This window comes from uncultured Bacteroides sp., assembly GCF_949298305.1.
Classification (GTDB): Bacteria; Bacteroidota; Bacteroidia; order Bacteroidales; family Bacteroidaceae; genus Bacteroides.
In genome coordinates this window covers 1-14,873 of record NZ_CASFWU010000090.1, presented here as the reverse complement: position 1 = coordinate 14,873, position 14,873 = coordinate 1, and the positions used below count along the sequence as shown (strand labels likewise).

Genomic DNA, 14,873 nt, shown 5'->3' with positions numbered 1-14,873 from the left:
AGCAAGTAGTAATTATGGCAACAACACCTCCGTTCAAGTATCAGCCCATGTTCGAGAAGGGCAAGGATACGACTGAGTATTATCTGCTTACGAAGGACTATGTGTCTGTAAGCGAGTTTGAAGGAAAACCCATCCTGAAGATTGAAAAGGAAGGACTGACCGCCATGGCCAATGCCGCTTTCCGCGATGTATCGTTCATGCTGCGCCGCTCGCACAACGAGCAGGTGGCCAAAATCTTGAGCGACCCCGAAGCCAGCGACAACGACAAATATGTAGCACTGACTTTCCTGCGCAATGCCGAAGTGGCTGCCAAGGGACTGCTTCCCTTCTGCCAGGACACCGGTACAGCCATCATCCACGGCGAGAAAGGTCAGCAGGTATGGACAGGCTACTGCGACGAAGAAGCCCTTTCACTGGGTGTGTACAAGACATATACTGAGGAGAACCTGCGTTACTCGCAGAACGCTCCGCTTTCCATGTACGAAGAGGTGAACACCAAGTGCAACCTCCCCGCACAGATTGACATCGAGGCTACCGAAGGCATGGAATACGAATTCCTGTGCGTCACCAAGGGTGGCGGTTCGGCCAACAAGACTTACCTGTATCAGGAGACGAAAGCCATCCTGAACCCCGAGACGCTCGTTCCCTTCCTCGTTGAGAAGATGAAGACGCTGGGTACGGCTGCCTGTCCGCCCTATCACATTGCTTTCGTCATCGGTGGTACGTCGGCCGAGAAGAACCTGCTGACTGTGAAGCTGGCTTCGACCCGTTTCTACGACAACCTGCCTACGACGGGTAACGAGTACGGCCGTGCTTTCCGCGACGTGGAACTGGAGAAGAAAGTGCTCGAAGAGGCACACAACATCGGCTTGGGTGCACAATTCGGTGGTAAGTACTATGCCCACGACGTACGTATCATCCGTCTGCCGCGTCACGGCGCATCGTGCCCCGTTGGTCTGGGCGTATCGTGCTCGGCCGACCGCAACATCCGTTGCAAAATCAACAAGGACGGCATCTGGATTGAGAAGCTGGACAGCCATCCGGGTGAACTGATTCCCGAGGAACTGCGTCAGGCTGGTGAAGGCAATGCTGTGAAGATCAATCTGAATCAGCCGATGGCCGACATCCTGAAGGAGCTGACCAAATATCCGGTTGCTACCCGTCTGAGCCTGAACGGTACGATCATCGTAGGCCGCGACATTGCCCACGCTAAGCTGAAAGAGCGTCTGGACCGTGGCGAAGACCTGCCGCAATACATCAAGGATCACCCCATCTACTACGCCGGACCCGCCAAGACTCCGAAGGGCATGGCTTGCGGTTCGATGGGACCGACGACTGCCGGACGTATGGACCCGTACGTTGACCTGTTCCAGAGCCACGACGGTAGCATGATTATGCTGGCCAAGGGTAACCGCAGCCAGGCTGTGACCGACGCCTGCAAGAAGCATGGTGGTTTCTATCTCGGATCTATCGGCGGCCCGGCAGCCATCCTGGCACAGAACAACATCAAGAGCATCGAGTGCGTGGAATATCCCGAACTGGGCATGGAGGCTATCTGGAAGATTGAAGTAGAAGACTTCCCGGCATTCATCCTCGTAGATGACAAGGGTAACGACTTCTTCAAGCAACTGAAGCCCCGTTGCTGCAAGTAATAACAATCGTCGGGCAGATTTCCCGGTGGGGAAGTCTGCCTGATGCAAACCATAAAACGGACGGCCGCCGGAAGTCCTGTTGCTGATTGCGACAGGCTTCCGGCGGCTCTCTTTTTTGGGGTGCCAGACAGGGCTTTGAGCGACGTTTGTACGGTTCGTGAGCCGTACAAGTGTTACATAAAAGGAATGCAAGTTTCTCTCGGAGGGGCTGCGTGGAGTGCTCCAGGAAGGGGGAGAAGTGCCGGACGGGGAAAGTTGGCTTCAGCCGGATTTTTGTGTGCGACTGTTTGGCAGATACCGCCATCGTTTACTATCTTTATGCGCTGAAATCATGAAGAACAGACGTTATGGAACAATCTCTTTCACAACAAGGCACGGGTCGTATTGTGTGGTTGGACGTAGTCCGGCTGGTGGCTATGTTCACCGTCGTGTGCTGTCATTGCACCGATCCTTTCAATTTCTTTCCGGGTACTTCGCCCGACATCGGAAAAATCAAGTTCTGGGGAGCCGTCTATGGAGCGGCTCTTCGCCCGTGTGTGCCGCTGTTTGTGATGATTACCGGTGCCCTGTTGCTTCCGGTGAGCGGCAGTAGCGGGACTTTCTACCGGAAGCGCATCGGGCGCGTATTCTTTCCGTTTCTCATCTGGTCGGTAGTCTATAATCTGTTTCCGTGGGTGACAGGACTGCTGGGCGTGGAGCCGCAGGTGATTCTCGACTTCTTTCCTTATGCAGGCGAGGATGTGATGCGCCAGTCGTTCGCCGTCAGTCTGGGCTACATTGGAGGCATTCCGTTCAACTTCTCCATATTGGATGTACACATGTGGTACATCTATTTGCTGATAGGCTTGTATCTGTATTTGCCCATCTTTTCGGCTTGGGTGGCACAGGCTTCGGAGCGCACCAAGCTGGGCTTCCTGGCCTTGTGGGGCGTGACGTTGCTTTTACCTTATTATAATGAGTTCGTGGCCGGGTATCTGTGGGGCACGTGCTCGTGGAATTCGTTTGGCATGCTGTACTACTTTGCCGGATTCAACGGTTATCTGCTTTTAGGCCATTACCTGCGCCACCACGACTGGAGCGGACGCACGCTGTTGCTGGTCGGGGTGCCGATGTTCGCGGTGGGCTATGCCGTGACGTTCGTCGGGTTCAGGCACATGACTTCCTTGCCCGACTATACGGACGAAATGCTGGAGTTGTTTTTTACCTACTGCTCGCTGAACGTGGCACTGATGACCATCCCCGTCTTCATGCTCTGCAAGCAGATTCGGATACGTTCAGAACGCCTTCAGCGTGCGCTGGCCAACCTGACGCTCTGTGGCTTCGGAGTTTACATGATACACTATTTCTTTACCGGACCTTCGGTGATGCTGGTGCGTGCGGTTGGTGTCCCTATTCCCTTGCAGATACCGTTGGCTTCGCTGGTGGCGTTCGGTGTGTCGTGGCTGCTGGTGGCTGCGGCCTATAAGTACTTCGGCAAAAAGACGCGGTGGGTGTTGGGCTAGTTATCCTGCTTCTTTTTCCATTGCTCGTATTTCTTAAGCACTTTCGTACCGGCATTGTTGTACCAACTGTAGCCGTTGCGCCGTTCGTGGCCTATTTGCGAGAGGTCGTAGCGGGGTATGCCGTCGCGGTCGCAGAAGAAGGGGCGGTTGTCTTCCAGCGTGTAGAAACGGGCCCAGAGGGGCTCACATGCCTCGTCCGGCGTGCAGGGCACCATGCGGTAGTCCCGCCGTCCCTGTTCGTCGGTGAAGTATTCGCGGCGGAGGCCGTCAATCTGTACCTGTCTGAACCAGGCCACGGCTGCCTCTATGGCGGCACGGACGCGCTCCGAGGGGTGTGGTAGGGACATGAGCAGCAGGACGATGTTGTCTGACTCGGCCCCGCTGAGCGATGGCAGTTCGTAGGCACGCGCCTTGGCGGGTGCCAGCGTGTGTTCGTCGTGCTGGGCGCACCAGACGGTGAGGCGGCCGTTCTGCCGCACTTGGGTGTTGAGGATGCACTCCACGCCGCGGTCGAAGGCTTGGCGGGCCTGTTGGCGGATGCTGTCGGGGACGTAGGTGTAGGGCGTCCGGCCTTCGGCTACGTCGCGCAGCAGGTTCATCACGTTCACCATGGCGTTGTCGTTGTAGGTGATGTGGGTGTAGTATCCCTTGTTTCGGGGCCAGAACTGGGGCCAGCCGCCGTTGTCGTACTGGGCACGTAGCAGGTAACCGATGCCGTCGAGGGCGGCATTGCGGTAGCGTTCCGTCTGTGTTGCCAGATAGAGGCGCGAGAGGTAGCGTATCTCGGTGGTGGTGGCGTTGTTGTCTATGGTGCTTTGGTTGATGTTGTCTTTGTTCTTCAGTGCCTTTTGGCGTTCTTCTGCACTCAGTTCGGATGGCATGTAGATGTTCTTGGGCCATCCGCCCGTGGTCTGCTGGTAGAGGAGGACGTTTTCGCCGATGCGTGCGGCTTCGGGGGTGGCGAAGAAGGAATCGTCCAGCTTGGGAGCCATTCTGACCCATTCCTTGTAGCTGTTATTTTCCTTATGTCCGGCCTTCGGTTGTGCCGGCAGGGATGCCGTTCCCAGCAGGAGCAGGCATCCGACAATGATTTGTTTCATGTCCGTTGGATATTGGTTCTGCAGGCAAATGTAGGGCGAATGGCCCAGTCGGCGGTGGAATAATTGTTTTATCCGTTGTAAAATCCGTATTTATTCCAGGTATTTGGTGATTTTTCCGCTGATTTGCAGCAGGGATATCTCGCAGAGCTTGGTGTCGTACTCGGCGGCAAGAATACGTTCTTCGGCGTCGAGCAGGCTCTTCTGTGCCTCGCGCATCTCGATACCGGACAGGTCGCCCAGCATGTAGCGCTCCATGGCGATGTCGTGGTTGTCTTTGGCGGCGATGAGGTTCTGCCGTTCCAGGTTCAGCATCTCCAGGTTGTTGCGGTAGGCTTGCCACAGGTTGCTCAGGTCGGCGCGCAGGGCCAGTTCCAGTTCGTCGCGTTGCAGGCGTGCGTTCTTCACGGCGATGGAGGCGTTGCGGCGTTCGCGGCGGCGGTTGCCGTCGAAGAGGTTGAACCCGATGGTGACGCCGCCGCTGAATCCGAAGTTGCTGCGGCGCGTGTAGTTGTTGACGTCGTATTTGTTGAACGTGTATCCGTAGCCCGCGTTGAGGCGCACGTAGGGATAGTCGCGCGAGCAGACCTTCTTGTAGTCCATCTGCGCCAGCACGGTGTTCTGGTCGGCTTTGAGCAGGGAGGCGTTGACGGTGAGGGTGGCGTTCCACAGTTCGTCGAAGTCGAGTGCGCTGTTGACGTCAATGATGCTGTCGTGGGTCATGATGAACTGGTCTACGTTTTCAATGCCCATCATTTCGTTCAGGTTGATGCGCGAGGTATGGAGCAGCTCCTGTTGTTTCATGTACTGTGCGCTGTCGGCGTTGAAGTCCACTTTGGCCTGCTGGTAGTCCAGGCGGGAGAAGTTGCCGATGTGGTAGCGTGCCTCAACGATGCGCAGGCGTTCCTTGGAGAGACGGACGGCATAGAGGAGGTTCTTCATGCGTATCTTTTGCTGGATGAAGTTGTAGTATTCGGCAGCGAGCGAGGCAATGAAGTCTTCCAGGGCGATGCGTGTGTTGGTTTCGCCCTGTTCGCGCAGGAGCTTCAGTTGGCGGTAGTTGGTGGAGATGTTGAAACCGTCGAAGATGGTCCAGTTGAGGTCGATGCCCAGGTCGGCGGTCTGGTCGAGGACGCCGCGTGTGCTTTCTGTCTCTCCCGTTGCCCGCAGGGTGGCGTCGGTACTGTTTATGGTAGCCTGATAGCCGCCTGTCAGGTCTATGGTGGGCAGCGCGCCGGCGTTGGCCAGGGTGGCGTTGTTGCGGCTCACTTGTTCCTCGTTGTGTACAATGCGGAGGGAATAGTTGTTGAGCAGCCCTTGTTCCAGGCAGGACTTGAGCGAATAGGTGGCTACCGTTTGTGCCTGTCCGGCAAGAATGGCGCAAGTTGCGGTCAGTGATAACAGCAATCGTTTGATCATATTTCTTTTTCTTTACTTCGGTTGGTCGATATATAACTGTAGATGGCGGGTACGATGTACATCGTCAGCAAGGTGGAGACGAGCATGCCTCCCACCACGGCCGTACCCATGGCAATACGCTGGTTGGCGCCTTCGCCGCTGGCAAAGGCCAGGGGGATAAGACCGATGATGGTCGAGGCGCTGGTCATCAGGATGGGGCGCAGGCGCTGCAGCGACGCGTCGCGTATGGCTTGCAGCTTGTCCTCACCTGCCTCCTGCTTCTGGTTGGCGAACTCTACGATGAGGATACCGTTCTTGGCCACCAGACCGATGAGCATGATGATGCCAATCTGGCTGAAGATGTTCATCGTGATGCCGCCCAAGGACATGAAGATGAGGGCGCCGGCAATGGCCAGCGGCACGGTGAGCATGATGATGAGCGGGTCCTTGAAGCTCTCGAACTGGGCGGCCAGGATGAGGTAGATGAGCAGAATGGCCAGGATGAAGGCAAACATCAGGCTCGAGGCACTTTCGCTGTAGTCCTTCGAGTCGCCTGCCAGGGCGGTGCGGAAGGTTTCGTCCAGCACTTCGTCGGCAATCTTGTCCATCTCTTCCAGGCCTTCGCCGATGGTCTTCCCGTCAGCCAGTCCGGCCGAGACGGTGGCCGACACGAAGCGGTTGTAGCGGTAGAGCTTCGGGGGCGCCGTACCGTAGACCAGCTCCACCAGGTTGTCCAGCTGTACCATCTCGCCGGCGTCGTTGCGGATGTAGAGCCCGACGAGGTAGGCGGGCTTGTTGCGCTGCTGGCGGTTGATTTCGCCGAGGATTTCGTATTGCTTTCCGTTCATGTAGAAGTAGCCCATGCGTTGTCCGCTCAGGCCGTATTGCAGGGTCTGGGCGATGTTCTTGGTGCTGACTCCCATGGTGCCTGCCTTGTCGCGGTTGATGCTGATGCGGGCTTCGGGCTTGCTGAACTTCAGGTCTACGTCCGCCATCTGGAACACCTCGTTCTCATAGACGCGCTCCATGAACCGGGGCAGTACCTCCTGCAGCTTCTCGATGTTGGTGGCCTGCAGTACGTACTGCACCGGCATGCTGGCGCGCCGTCCGCCGAAGGACGAGGACTGCTGCACGAAGGCGCGCGCCTGCGTTTCCTTCTTCACGGCCTGCGACAGCCGCTCCGCCACCTCCATTTGCGAATAGTCGCGGTCGCGGATGTCCTTCAGCGTGATGCGGATGTTGCCGCTTCCGCTGGACACGCGAGCCGTCACCGCCGCTGCGTCGGGAATGATGGAGTCCACCACGTCGTTGATGTGCTCGGTGTAGTCCCGTATGTATTCGTAGCTGACGCCCTCGGCTCCGATGGTGTTGATGTTTATCTGCGAGCGGTCCTCCAGCGGCGCCATTTCGGCGGGAATGCTGTTCCACAGGCCGACGATGACGCAGAAGGTGACGGCCGTGGCCACGAGCGCAATCCACCGCTTCTGCAGGAAGGCTGCCAGCGAGCGGCTGTACAGGCGGTTGAGGCCCTCGAAGAAGGGCTCCGTCTTGCGGTAGAACCAGTTTTTCTGCTCCTGCCGCTTCAGCAGCTTGGTGGCCAGCATGGGCGTGAAGGTGAGCGCGGCAAACGACGAGATGATGATGGAACCCGAGATGACGAAGCTGAACTCGCGGAACAGGCGGCCCGTGGTTCCCTCCATGAAGACGATGGGGAAGAACACCGCCACCAGCGTCACGGTGGTGGAGATGACGGCAAAGAAGATTTCCTTGGCGCCCTCGATGCCCGCCTCCTTGGGGGGCATGCCGCGTTCGATGCGCACGTAGATGTTCTCGGTCATTACGATGGCATCGTCCACCACCAGGCCGACGGAGAGCACGACGGCCAGCATCGTCAGCACGTTGATGGAGAAGCCCGCCACGTACATCACGAAGAAGGCGCCGATAAGCGATACGGGAATCACGATGCAGGGCACCAGCGTCACGCGCCAGTCGCGCAGGAACAGGAAGATGATGATGATAACCAGCACGAAGGCCTCATATACCGTGCTCTCCACCTCGCTGATGGAGGCGCGGATGAACTTGGTGTTGTCGAAGCCGTAGCTGTATGTGACATCCTCGGGCAGGTCTTTCTTCATGCGTTCCATGCGTTCGTAGACGGCGTCGGCTATCTGGATGTGGTTGGCGCCGGGTTGGGGGATAACCACTACGCCCACCATGGGCACGCCGTTCATCTTCATGTAGCTTTTTATGTCGGCGGCTCCCAGTTCGGCACGGCCTATGTCGCTGAAGCGGATGATGCGGTTGCTCTCTTCCTTGATGATGAGGTTGTTGAACTCTTCGGGTGTGTGCATCAGGCCCAGCGTGCGGATGGTCAGCTCGGTTGTGTTGCCTTCGATGCTGCCCGAGGGAAGTTCAATGTTCTCGCGGTCGATGGCGTCCTTGATGTCCACGGGCGTAATGCCGTAGCCGGACATCTTGGTGGGGTCAAGCCAGAGGCGCATGGAGTACTTCTTCTCACCCCAGATGCTGACGCTGCTCACGTCGGAAATGGTTTGCAGCTGTTCCTTGACTGTGAGGTCGGCAATCTCGCTCAGTTCCAGCAGCGAACGCTTGTTGCTTTGCAGGGCCACCATCAGGATGGGCACGGCGTCGGCATCGGCCTTGGACACGGTGGGCGGGTCGCAGTCGCGCGGCAGGTAGCGCTGTGCGCGCGACACCTTGTCGCGCACGTCGTTGGCGGCCGTTTCCAGGTCGACGGACAGTTCAAACTCCACGGTGATGCGGCTCTGTCCCTGCTGGCTGACACTGGTCAGCGAGCGGATGCCGGGGATGCCGTTGATGTTCTGCTCCAGCGGTTCGGTTATCTGGTTCTCGATGACGTCGGCGTTGGCGCCCGTGTACGAGCAGGACACGGAGATGATGGGATTGTCCACCGACGGATATTCGCGCACGCCGAGGTAGGTATAACCGATGAAGCCGAAGAGCAGGATGATGATGGTCAGTACCGTTGACAACACGGGGCGGCGTATGCTTAGTTCGGATATATTCATGTTAGTCAGTTAATAGGGAATAATTAATAATGAAAAAAGGGAAGGACATTGACTGGCTCTGCTGAAGCGGCGGTCATGGTGCCGTTTCTCCGTCCCTGACTATTAATTATTAAGTTTTAATTGTTAATTCTATCAATGGTCACTTCCATTCCCGTACGAAGCTGTTGTGTACCCGAGATGATGACGGTGTCGCCGGCAGCCAGTCCCTGCACTACCTGTGCCAGTGCTTCGGTGCGGATGCCGGTCGTAATCTCTACGGGTTCGGCTTTGCCCGAACGGTAGAGGAACACCTTGTCCTTACCCATTTCGGGCACGATGGCTTCGGTCGGGATGGCCAGCGCGTTTCTGTATTCCTGCTTTCTCAGGGTGATGGAGGCATAGCGGCCGGGCATGATGCCGTGCGGGTTCGGGTAGAGGGCGCGCACGGTCAGCGTATGCGTGTTGATGTCGAGGCTGGACTCGCGGGCGTAGACCTGCGCATGGTAGGTCTCCAGCGAACCTTCCAGGGTAAAGGTCAGATGGGTGCCTATCTTGATGTCGCGGGCGTAGCTCTCCGAAACGGAGAACTCCAGCTTCAGCGGCGATATCTTGGTCAGCTTGGCCACGATGGTCGTAGGCGAGGCGTAAGCGCCCACGCTGACCTGCCGCAGGCCGATGACGCCGTCGAAGGGAGCCCGCAGCTCCGTCTGCGCTATCTGCGCCTCCACGCTCTCAATGTCAGCGTTCAGCGTGGCCAGTTCGGTCTTTACCTGCTCGTAGGCTTCCTGGCTGACGGCATCGCGCTTCAGCAGCGCGTCCTGGCGGAACACGCGGTCCTCGGCCAGCTTCAGTTGGGCCACGAGGCGTTGCAGCTGTGCCTGCAAGGGGCGGTCGTTCACCTTGGCCAGCAGTTGGCCCTTCTTCACGGTGGTGCCTTCCTCAAAGTTGATTTCAGTGATTTTGCCCGACGTCTCGAACGAGAGGTTCACTTCCTCGTCGGGTATCAGGCTGCCTATGATGGGGATTTCGTCTGTCAGTGTGGTGGGTTTCACAACGATGGCGTTGATGTTCAGCGCCTTCTTGCTGCGGTTGCTTCCGCTTGTCATCACTTTGTCGGCTTCGGCCAACTCTTCGTTGGGTTTGGGAAGTTGCGAATAGATGCCCCAGCCTATCAGCCCGGCGCCGACAACTCCGATGATGCTCCATTTGACTCTCTTCTTCATGGTATTATTGTCGTAGTATTAGTGGTGTAAAATATACCTTTCCGATTAGGCTTCTAAATTACGCAAAGGTTTAAAAGGAAGAAAGGAGATTATGCTTTATTAACAGGGACGAAAGGGGAATGTGCGCCTCTGGCTCGAAAGGACTGCCTGGCGGGATTGTGTAGCCCGCCGAGGCAGTCGGTTGGGAAAGATTGAGACAATAGGAACCTATTCTTTCAAGACAGGCAGTACAAACGGCAGCAGCAATGCAATTTTGTTCTCGTCTTGAGCCGTGTAGAAGTTGCCGTCTGTTTCGATGGCATTGTCAGTGGCTGTTCCGTTCACGATGGCAGGCTTTGCCAACGGATGTACAGCCATTTTCTTTCCTTTCGTGATGCCTGCTTTCTCGAACATGAGTGCGGCCGCACAATGTCCAATCATTATTTTCCCTTTCTCACCGAAGGCTTTCAGCAGTTCCAACAGAATCATATTGTGGGGCTCTCCGGCATGTTGGGCAAAGACGGGGATGGCACTTTGTAGGAAATGCCGTTTTCGTAAAATGCCTCCAGATACTGGAACAGGCCCGAGCCGTTTACAGGGTTTACGGCCAATACTGCTACTCTTTTTTTCATAAGCTTAAATGTTTAAATTGCACATTGGTTATTCAAAGTAACTTTCTTACTTTTGTGCGGACAAAGGTAGCGGGAAACTTGCTACGTGGCAAGCAGGCACTTGATTGTAAGATACTTACACACGTGTAACTTTTGCTGGATATGAACGGATTGTAAAGAGTTAAAAAGAATGAAAAACTTTCATCATGTAGGCGCCTGTCCTGTGCGCGACGTGCTGGACAGGCTGGGGGACAAATGGACAATGCTGGTGCTAATAACGCTGAAGGCTAACGGAACGATGCGTTTCAGTGACATCTCGAAGTCCATAGGAGATGTGTCGCAACGGATGTTGACCGTCACCCTACGGCACCTGGAGGCGGACGGGCTGGTGAGCCGGCAGGTTTATCCTGAGGTGCCTCCGCGGGTGGAATATGAACTGACTGAAAGCGGTTATAGCCTGATGCCCCACATTGAGAACCTGGTGGCATGGGCGTTAGAACATCAGGACGAAATTCTGTCGAGGCGCAACCGGCCGGAGAAATAACGGCGTGGCGTCAGAAGCCCGAACGGTACTTGCCTTCCTCCTTGTCCTCCAGCATACTGAGATAGGACTGGTAGCGCGACTCGCTGATGTGGTGCTCCTCGACGGCGCGGAGCACGGCACAGCCGGGCTCGTGGCGGTGGGTGCAGTTGCCGTAGCGGCAGTCGGCCGAGGCTTTGAAAATCTCGGGGAAGTAATGGCTGATTTCCTCCTCTTCCATGTCGAAGGTGCCGAAGCCCTTGATGCCCGGCGTGTCGATGATGTAGCCGTCGCCCTCAACGGGATACATTTCGGAGAACGTGGTGGTGTGCATCCCCTTGTTGTGGGCTGTGGAAATCTCGCCCGTCCGTGCGTCGGCCTCGGGCAGGATGGCGTTGATGAGGGTTGACTTGCCCACGCCCGAATGACCCGAAAACAAGGTGACGCGTCCCCGCAGTTCGGCCTTTACGGCGTCGATGCCCAGCCCTTGCGTGGCCGACACCTTGAAGCAGGGATAGCCGATGGAGGTGTAGAGGTGGATGAGGCCGTCCAGATAGCGCAGCTCGTCCTCGTCGTAGGCGTCCACCTTGTTGAAGAGGATGGTGACCGGCACGCGGTAGGCCTCGGCCGAAGCCAGGAAGCGGTCGATGAAGGTGGTGGAGGTTTCGGGATAGTTGACGGTGACGATGAGCATGCACTGGTCGAGGTTGGAGGCGATGATGTGCGACTGCTTCGACAGGTTCGAGGCGCGGCGGATGATGTAGTTCTTGCGGTCCTCAATCTCGGTGATGAAGGCCGTCCCCTCTTTGTTCTGCACTATCTGCACGTAGTCGCCCACAGCCACGGGATTGGTGCTGCGGATGCCCTTCAGGCGGAAGTTGCCTTTCACCTTGCATTCGATGCACGGCCCTTCGTCGGTCTTGACGAGGTACCAGCTGCCGGTATTTTTGATGACTAAACCACGCATGAGCCTCACCCCCGTCCCCTCCCCGGAAGGGAGGGGGGAAGCAAGGATGTCTTTATGGGATTCTGTTCTTTTCATGCTGTTCATTTCTCCCCTCCCTTTGGGGGAGGGGCAGGGGGAGAGGCTCCCTTATACCGTCATGATTTCTTTCTCCTTGGCGGCCAGCATGTCGTCAATCTGCTTGATGAACTTGTCGTGCACCTTCTGCAGTTTTTCTTCGCCGCCCTTCTGGGCATCTTCGGCCAGTCCGTCCTTCACGGCTTTCTTCAGCTGGTCGATGGCGTCGCGGCGGGCGTTGCGCACGCTCACCTTGGCTGTCTCGCCCTCGCCCTTGCACTGCTTGGCCAGCTGCTTGCGGCGTTCCTCGGTCAGGGGCGGTATGCCGATGCGGATAATCTCGCCGTTGTTTTCGGGCATGATGCCCAGCGAGGAGTCTATGATGGCTTTCTCGATGACGCGGAACATGCTCTTGTCCCACGGCTTGATGGCGATGCTGCGTGCGTCGGGCGTGGTCACGGCTGCCACGTTGTTGATGGGCACCATGCTGCCGTAGGAGTCCACACGGATGCCGTCCAGCAGGCGGATGTCGGCCTTGCCCGCGCGGATGTGGGCCAGTGCGTCGTCCAGATACATCACTGCCATGTCCATTTTCTCCTGCGCTTCGCCTAAGATGTCTTTTACGTCTTTCATATCGTTTTGTTCTTTATAGGGTGGTTTGATTTGAATAAGTTGAGCAAATGTAGCGTATTATTCGATTTTTTGCAACAAAGAGAAGATTTTTTTGCTTCGGGCGGCGTTTCTGTGCTTCGGTCGGGGCGGGAAAAGCGTGGAGTCACGGTGTAAGCCGTTTCCCCTCTTTTCCTTTCTTCCTGCTCCCGAAAACGGCCTCTTGGCTGACATACCCTACGTTCGCAGCGGGCGAAATAGAGGCGGAAAATGCAGAAAAATGCGGCCGGAAGCGCATGGATATGCAGTTTTAGCCCCGGAAAGGGCTTGTTTTCGGCTCGTACAATGCTTGCACGGCCCGCCCGCAATGCTTGTTGGGTCCGTCCACAATGCTTGTGCGGCCCGCGGACAATGCTTGTGCCGTTCGCCGGCATGGCTTTTCGCCTCGGAAAGCAGCGTTTTTTTTGCCTCGGAAAGAAGGGCTTTATTTCTATTTCGTTTGTCAATATTTCGCTATCCTTCTGTGCATGAGCCGTATGCTGAAAATCGCTTGCGCGTTTTCGGGCAGGCGGTCTGTCGGCCGGAAATAACGGATTCTCGGCGGGTTGGAAATGCAAAGTGTCAGAATGATAAAGAGGAAGGTGTGTCAAAACAAAAGTATCTGAAGCTCTCCTCCTTCTGGAAGGAGGAGTACCCGAAGGGGGAGGTGGTAGGCGAAAACATAAAGTATTGATATACAAAATGTCGTAAAACCTACTACCCCGCCCTTTGGGCACCCCTCCTTCCAGAAGGAGGGGAGTCAGATACCGTCACCTGGTTTTGACCTACCTTTTCCTGTTGGGATGGTTCGGTCGGATTGGGAATATCCGTGTGTGCTGCCCTGTCGGCTGACAGAGGGCGGTGTCAGTTGTGCACCAGCGTACCGATTTCTTCTCCGGCGATGACCTTCTTCAGGTTGCCCACGGTGTCCATGTCGAAGACGATGATGGGCAGGTTGTTCTCCTTGCACATACAGGTGGCAGTGAGGTCCATCACCTTGAGGCCGCGGCGCAGCACTTCGTCGTAGGTGATGTCGTGGAACTTCGTGGCCGTCGGGTCCTTTTCGGGGTCGGCGGTGTAGATGCCGTCCACGCGCGTGCCTTTCAGCATCACGTCGGCCTCAATCTCGATGCCGCGCAGCGACGAGCCGGTGTCGGTGGTGAAGAAGGGGTTGCCCGTTCCGGCAGACATGATGACCACTTCGCCCGCTTCCATGCACTCGATGGCGCGCCATTTGTTGTAGAATTCGCCGATGGGCTCCATGCGCACCGCCGTCAGCACGCGGGCCTTGACGCCTGCGGCCACCAGTGCCGAGCTCAGCGCCAGGCTGTTGATGACCGTAGCCAGCATGCCCATCTGGTCGCCCTTCACGCGGTCAAATCCCTTCGAGGCTCCGCTCAGTCCGCGGAAGATGTTGCCGCCGCCGATGACGATGCCTATCTGCACGCCCATCGCGTGTATTTCCTTAATCTGTGCTGCATATTCGGCCAGACGTTTCTCGTCGATGCCGTACTGAGCTTCAGTAAGATTCTTTTGTACGTTGCCATAATTCGTTCTGTTTTTTCGGTTTGGGGCAAAGGTAGGAAGAAAAAACGAGAGCTGGTGTAGGTGGGTTGCTGAAATTGCAGCGGGATGGTACCGAAAAAGGCAAGTTCTTCTTTTGAGTGGAATTTAAACGCAGATTGACGCAGATTTCCGCATTTGTATGAGGTAAGAAGAATTCTTCGGACGCAGATGAAACGGCCTTCAGTGGGCTTCGCCCGTAATAAGTATCGCTCGTATAAGACGAAAACAATAAATCTGCGTCCTCTGTGTCATCTGCGCTTGAAGAATGTCAGTTTGTTCTTGGTAAAATAAACTGTTCATATTCTAATAGTTATATAAGCTACTTGGCCGTTTGGCGCTGTTTCACTTGGGCGTTTGGCATTGTTTTACTTGGGAATTTGGCGTTTTATTGTTCGGTAAGAAGGAATTGAAAACAGAACTTTGTGGTGTGTGTCTGGCCCTGCTGCTGATGGCGTGCGGCGGGCCTGCCGGACGACAGAACAGGCCTTCAACGTGGGCGTGCCGATGCCGAATTTTACGGTACAGTGTCGCCAGTTCATCCTTTCAGCCAATTGTATTCGTGATCTGGAGCCTTACTTCAACGGAAAAATGGTGGTACACGTTACTCCTCCCTTCGACGGCAGTATT

The 14,873-nt window shown here is 56.3% G+C and carries 9 protein-coding genes and 3 pseudogenes; 4 read left to right on the top strand and 8 right to left on the bottom strand.

Annotated elements, in window-relative coordinates; translation table 11 throughout:
• Positions 1–14: 14 nt before the first annotated feature.
• Both Q1Y74_RS11275 and Q1Y74_RS11270 read left to right on the top strand, forming a co-directional pair.
• Positions 15–1,652: a fumarate hydratase gene (locus Q1Y74_RS11275; RefSeq protein WP_300814428.1), complete on the top strand. Its 1,638-nt coding sequence runs from the start codon at positions 15–17 to the stop codon at positions 1,650–1,652.
• A 347-nt stretch (positions 1,653–1,999) separates the two neighbouring features.
• Positions 2,000–3,154 carry an acyltransferase gene (locus tag Q1Y74_RS11270; protein WP_300814425.1) on the top strand — a complete coding sequence of 385 codons (1,155 nt, stop codon included), beginning with the start codon at positions 2,000–2,002 and terminating at the stop codon, positions 3,152–3,154.
• Here Q1Y74_RS11270 and pelA read toward each other — a convergent pair.
• From pelA to Q1Y74_RS11245, 5 genes and pseudogenes are all read right to left on the bottom strand, one after another.
• Positions 3,151–4,254, bottom strand: a complete 1,104-nt coding sequence (pelA, locus tag Q1Y74_RS11265) for a pectate lyase (RefSeq protein ID WP_300814424.1) — start codon at positions 4,252–4,254, stop codon at positions 3,151–3,153. The two genes, Q1Y74_RS11270 and pelA, sit on opposite strands and share 4 nt — an antisense overlap.
• 90 nt (positions 4,255–4,344) lie before the next feature.
• Positions 4,345–5,667, bottom strand: coding sequence for a TolC family protein (locus Q1Y74_RS11260; protein ID WP_300814427.1), 1,323 nt, complete (start codon positions 5,665–5,667; stop codon positions 4,345–4,347).
• A complete protein-coding gene (locus tag Q1Y74_RS11255) occupies positions 5,667–8,699 on the bottom strand; it encodes an efflux RND transporter permease subunit (RefSeq protein ID WP_300814423.1) in 3,033 nt (1,010 codons plus the stop codon). The genes Q1Y74_RS11260 and Q1Y74_RS11255 overlap by 1 nt, the downstream gene beginning before the upstream one ends.
• Before the next feature lie 116 nt (positions 8,700–8,815).
• Complete coding sequence (locus tag Q1Y74_RS11250) at positions 8,816–9,901, bottom strand: efflux RND transporter periplasmic adaptor subunit (protein ID WP_300814422.1); 1,086 nt, start codon at positions 9,899–9,901, stop codon at positions 8,816–8,818.
• Between the two features lie 207 nt (positions 9,902–10,108).
• Positions 10,109–10,512: pseudogene (locus Q1Y74_RS11245) on the bottom strand (DJ-1/PfpI family protein).
• A gap of 169 nt (positions 10,513–10,681) precedes the next feature.
• Here Q1Y74_RS11245 and Q1Y74_RS11240 point away from each other — a divergent pair.
• Entirely contained in the window at positions 10,682–11,035 is a 354-nt protein-coding gene (locus Q1Y74_RS11240; RefSeq protein ID WP_300814421.1) for a helix-turn-helix domain-containing protein, read from the top strand.
• A gap of 10 nt (positions 11,036–11,045) precedes the next feature.
• Here the strand turns inward: Q1Y74_RS11240 and rsgA are convergent, their stop codons facing one another.
• The 3 genes and pseudogenes from rsgA to pyrH form a co-directional block, all read right to left on the bottom strand.
• The gene (gene rsgA / locus Q1Y74_RS11235; RefSeq protein WP_300814426.1) at positions 11,046–11,978 is read right to left on the bottom strand and encodes a ribosome small subunit-dependent GTPase A; all 933 of its coding nucleotides are present in this window, start codon (positions 11,976–11,978) and stop codon (positions 11,046–11,048) included.
• Positions 11,979–12,104: 126 nt separating this feature from the next.
• Positions 12,105–12,665: a ribosome recycling factor gene (frr, locus tag Q1Y74_RS11230; protein ID WP_300814420.1), complete on the bottom strand. Its 561-nt coding sequence runs from the start codon at positions 12,663–12,665 to the stop codon at positions 12,105–12,107.
• Positions 12,666–13,544: 879 nt separating this feature from the next.
• Positions 13,545–14,227 (bottom strand): annotated as a pseudogene (gene pyrH / locus Q1Y74_RS11225) (UMP kinase).
• Positions 14,228–14,675: 448 nt separating this feature from the next.
• Here pyrH and Q1Y74_RS11220 point away from each other — a divergent pair.
• A pseudogene (locus Q1Y74_RS11220) lies at positions 14,676–14,873 on the top strand (hypothetical protein); the annotation flags it as partial.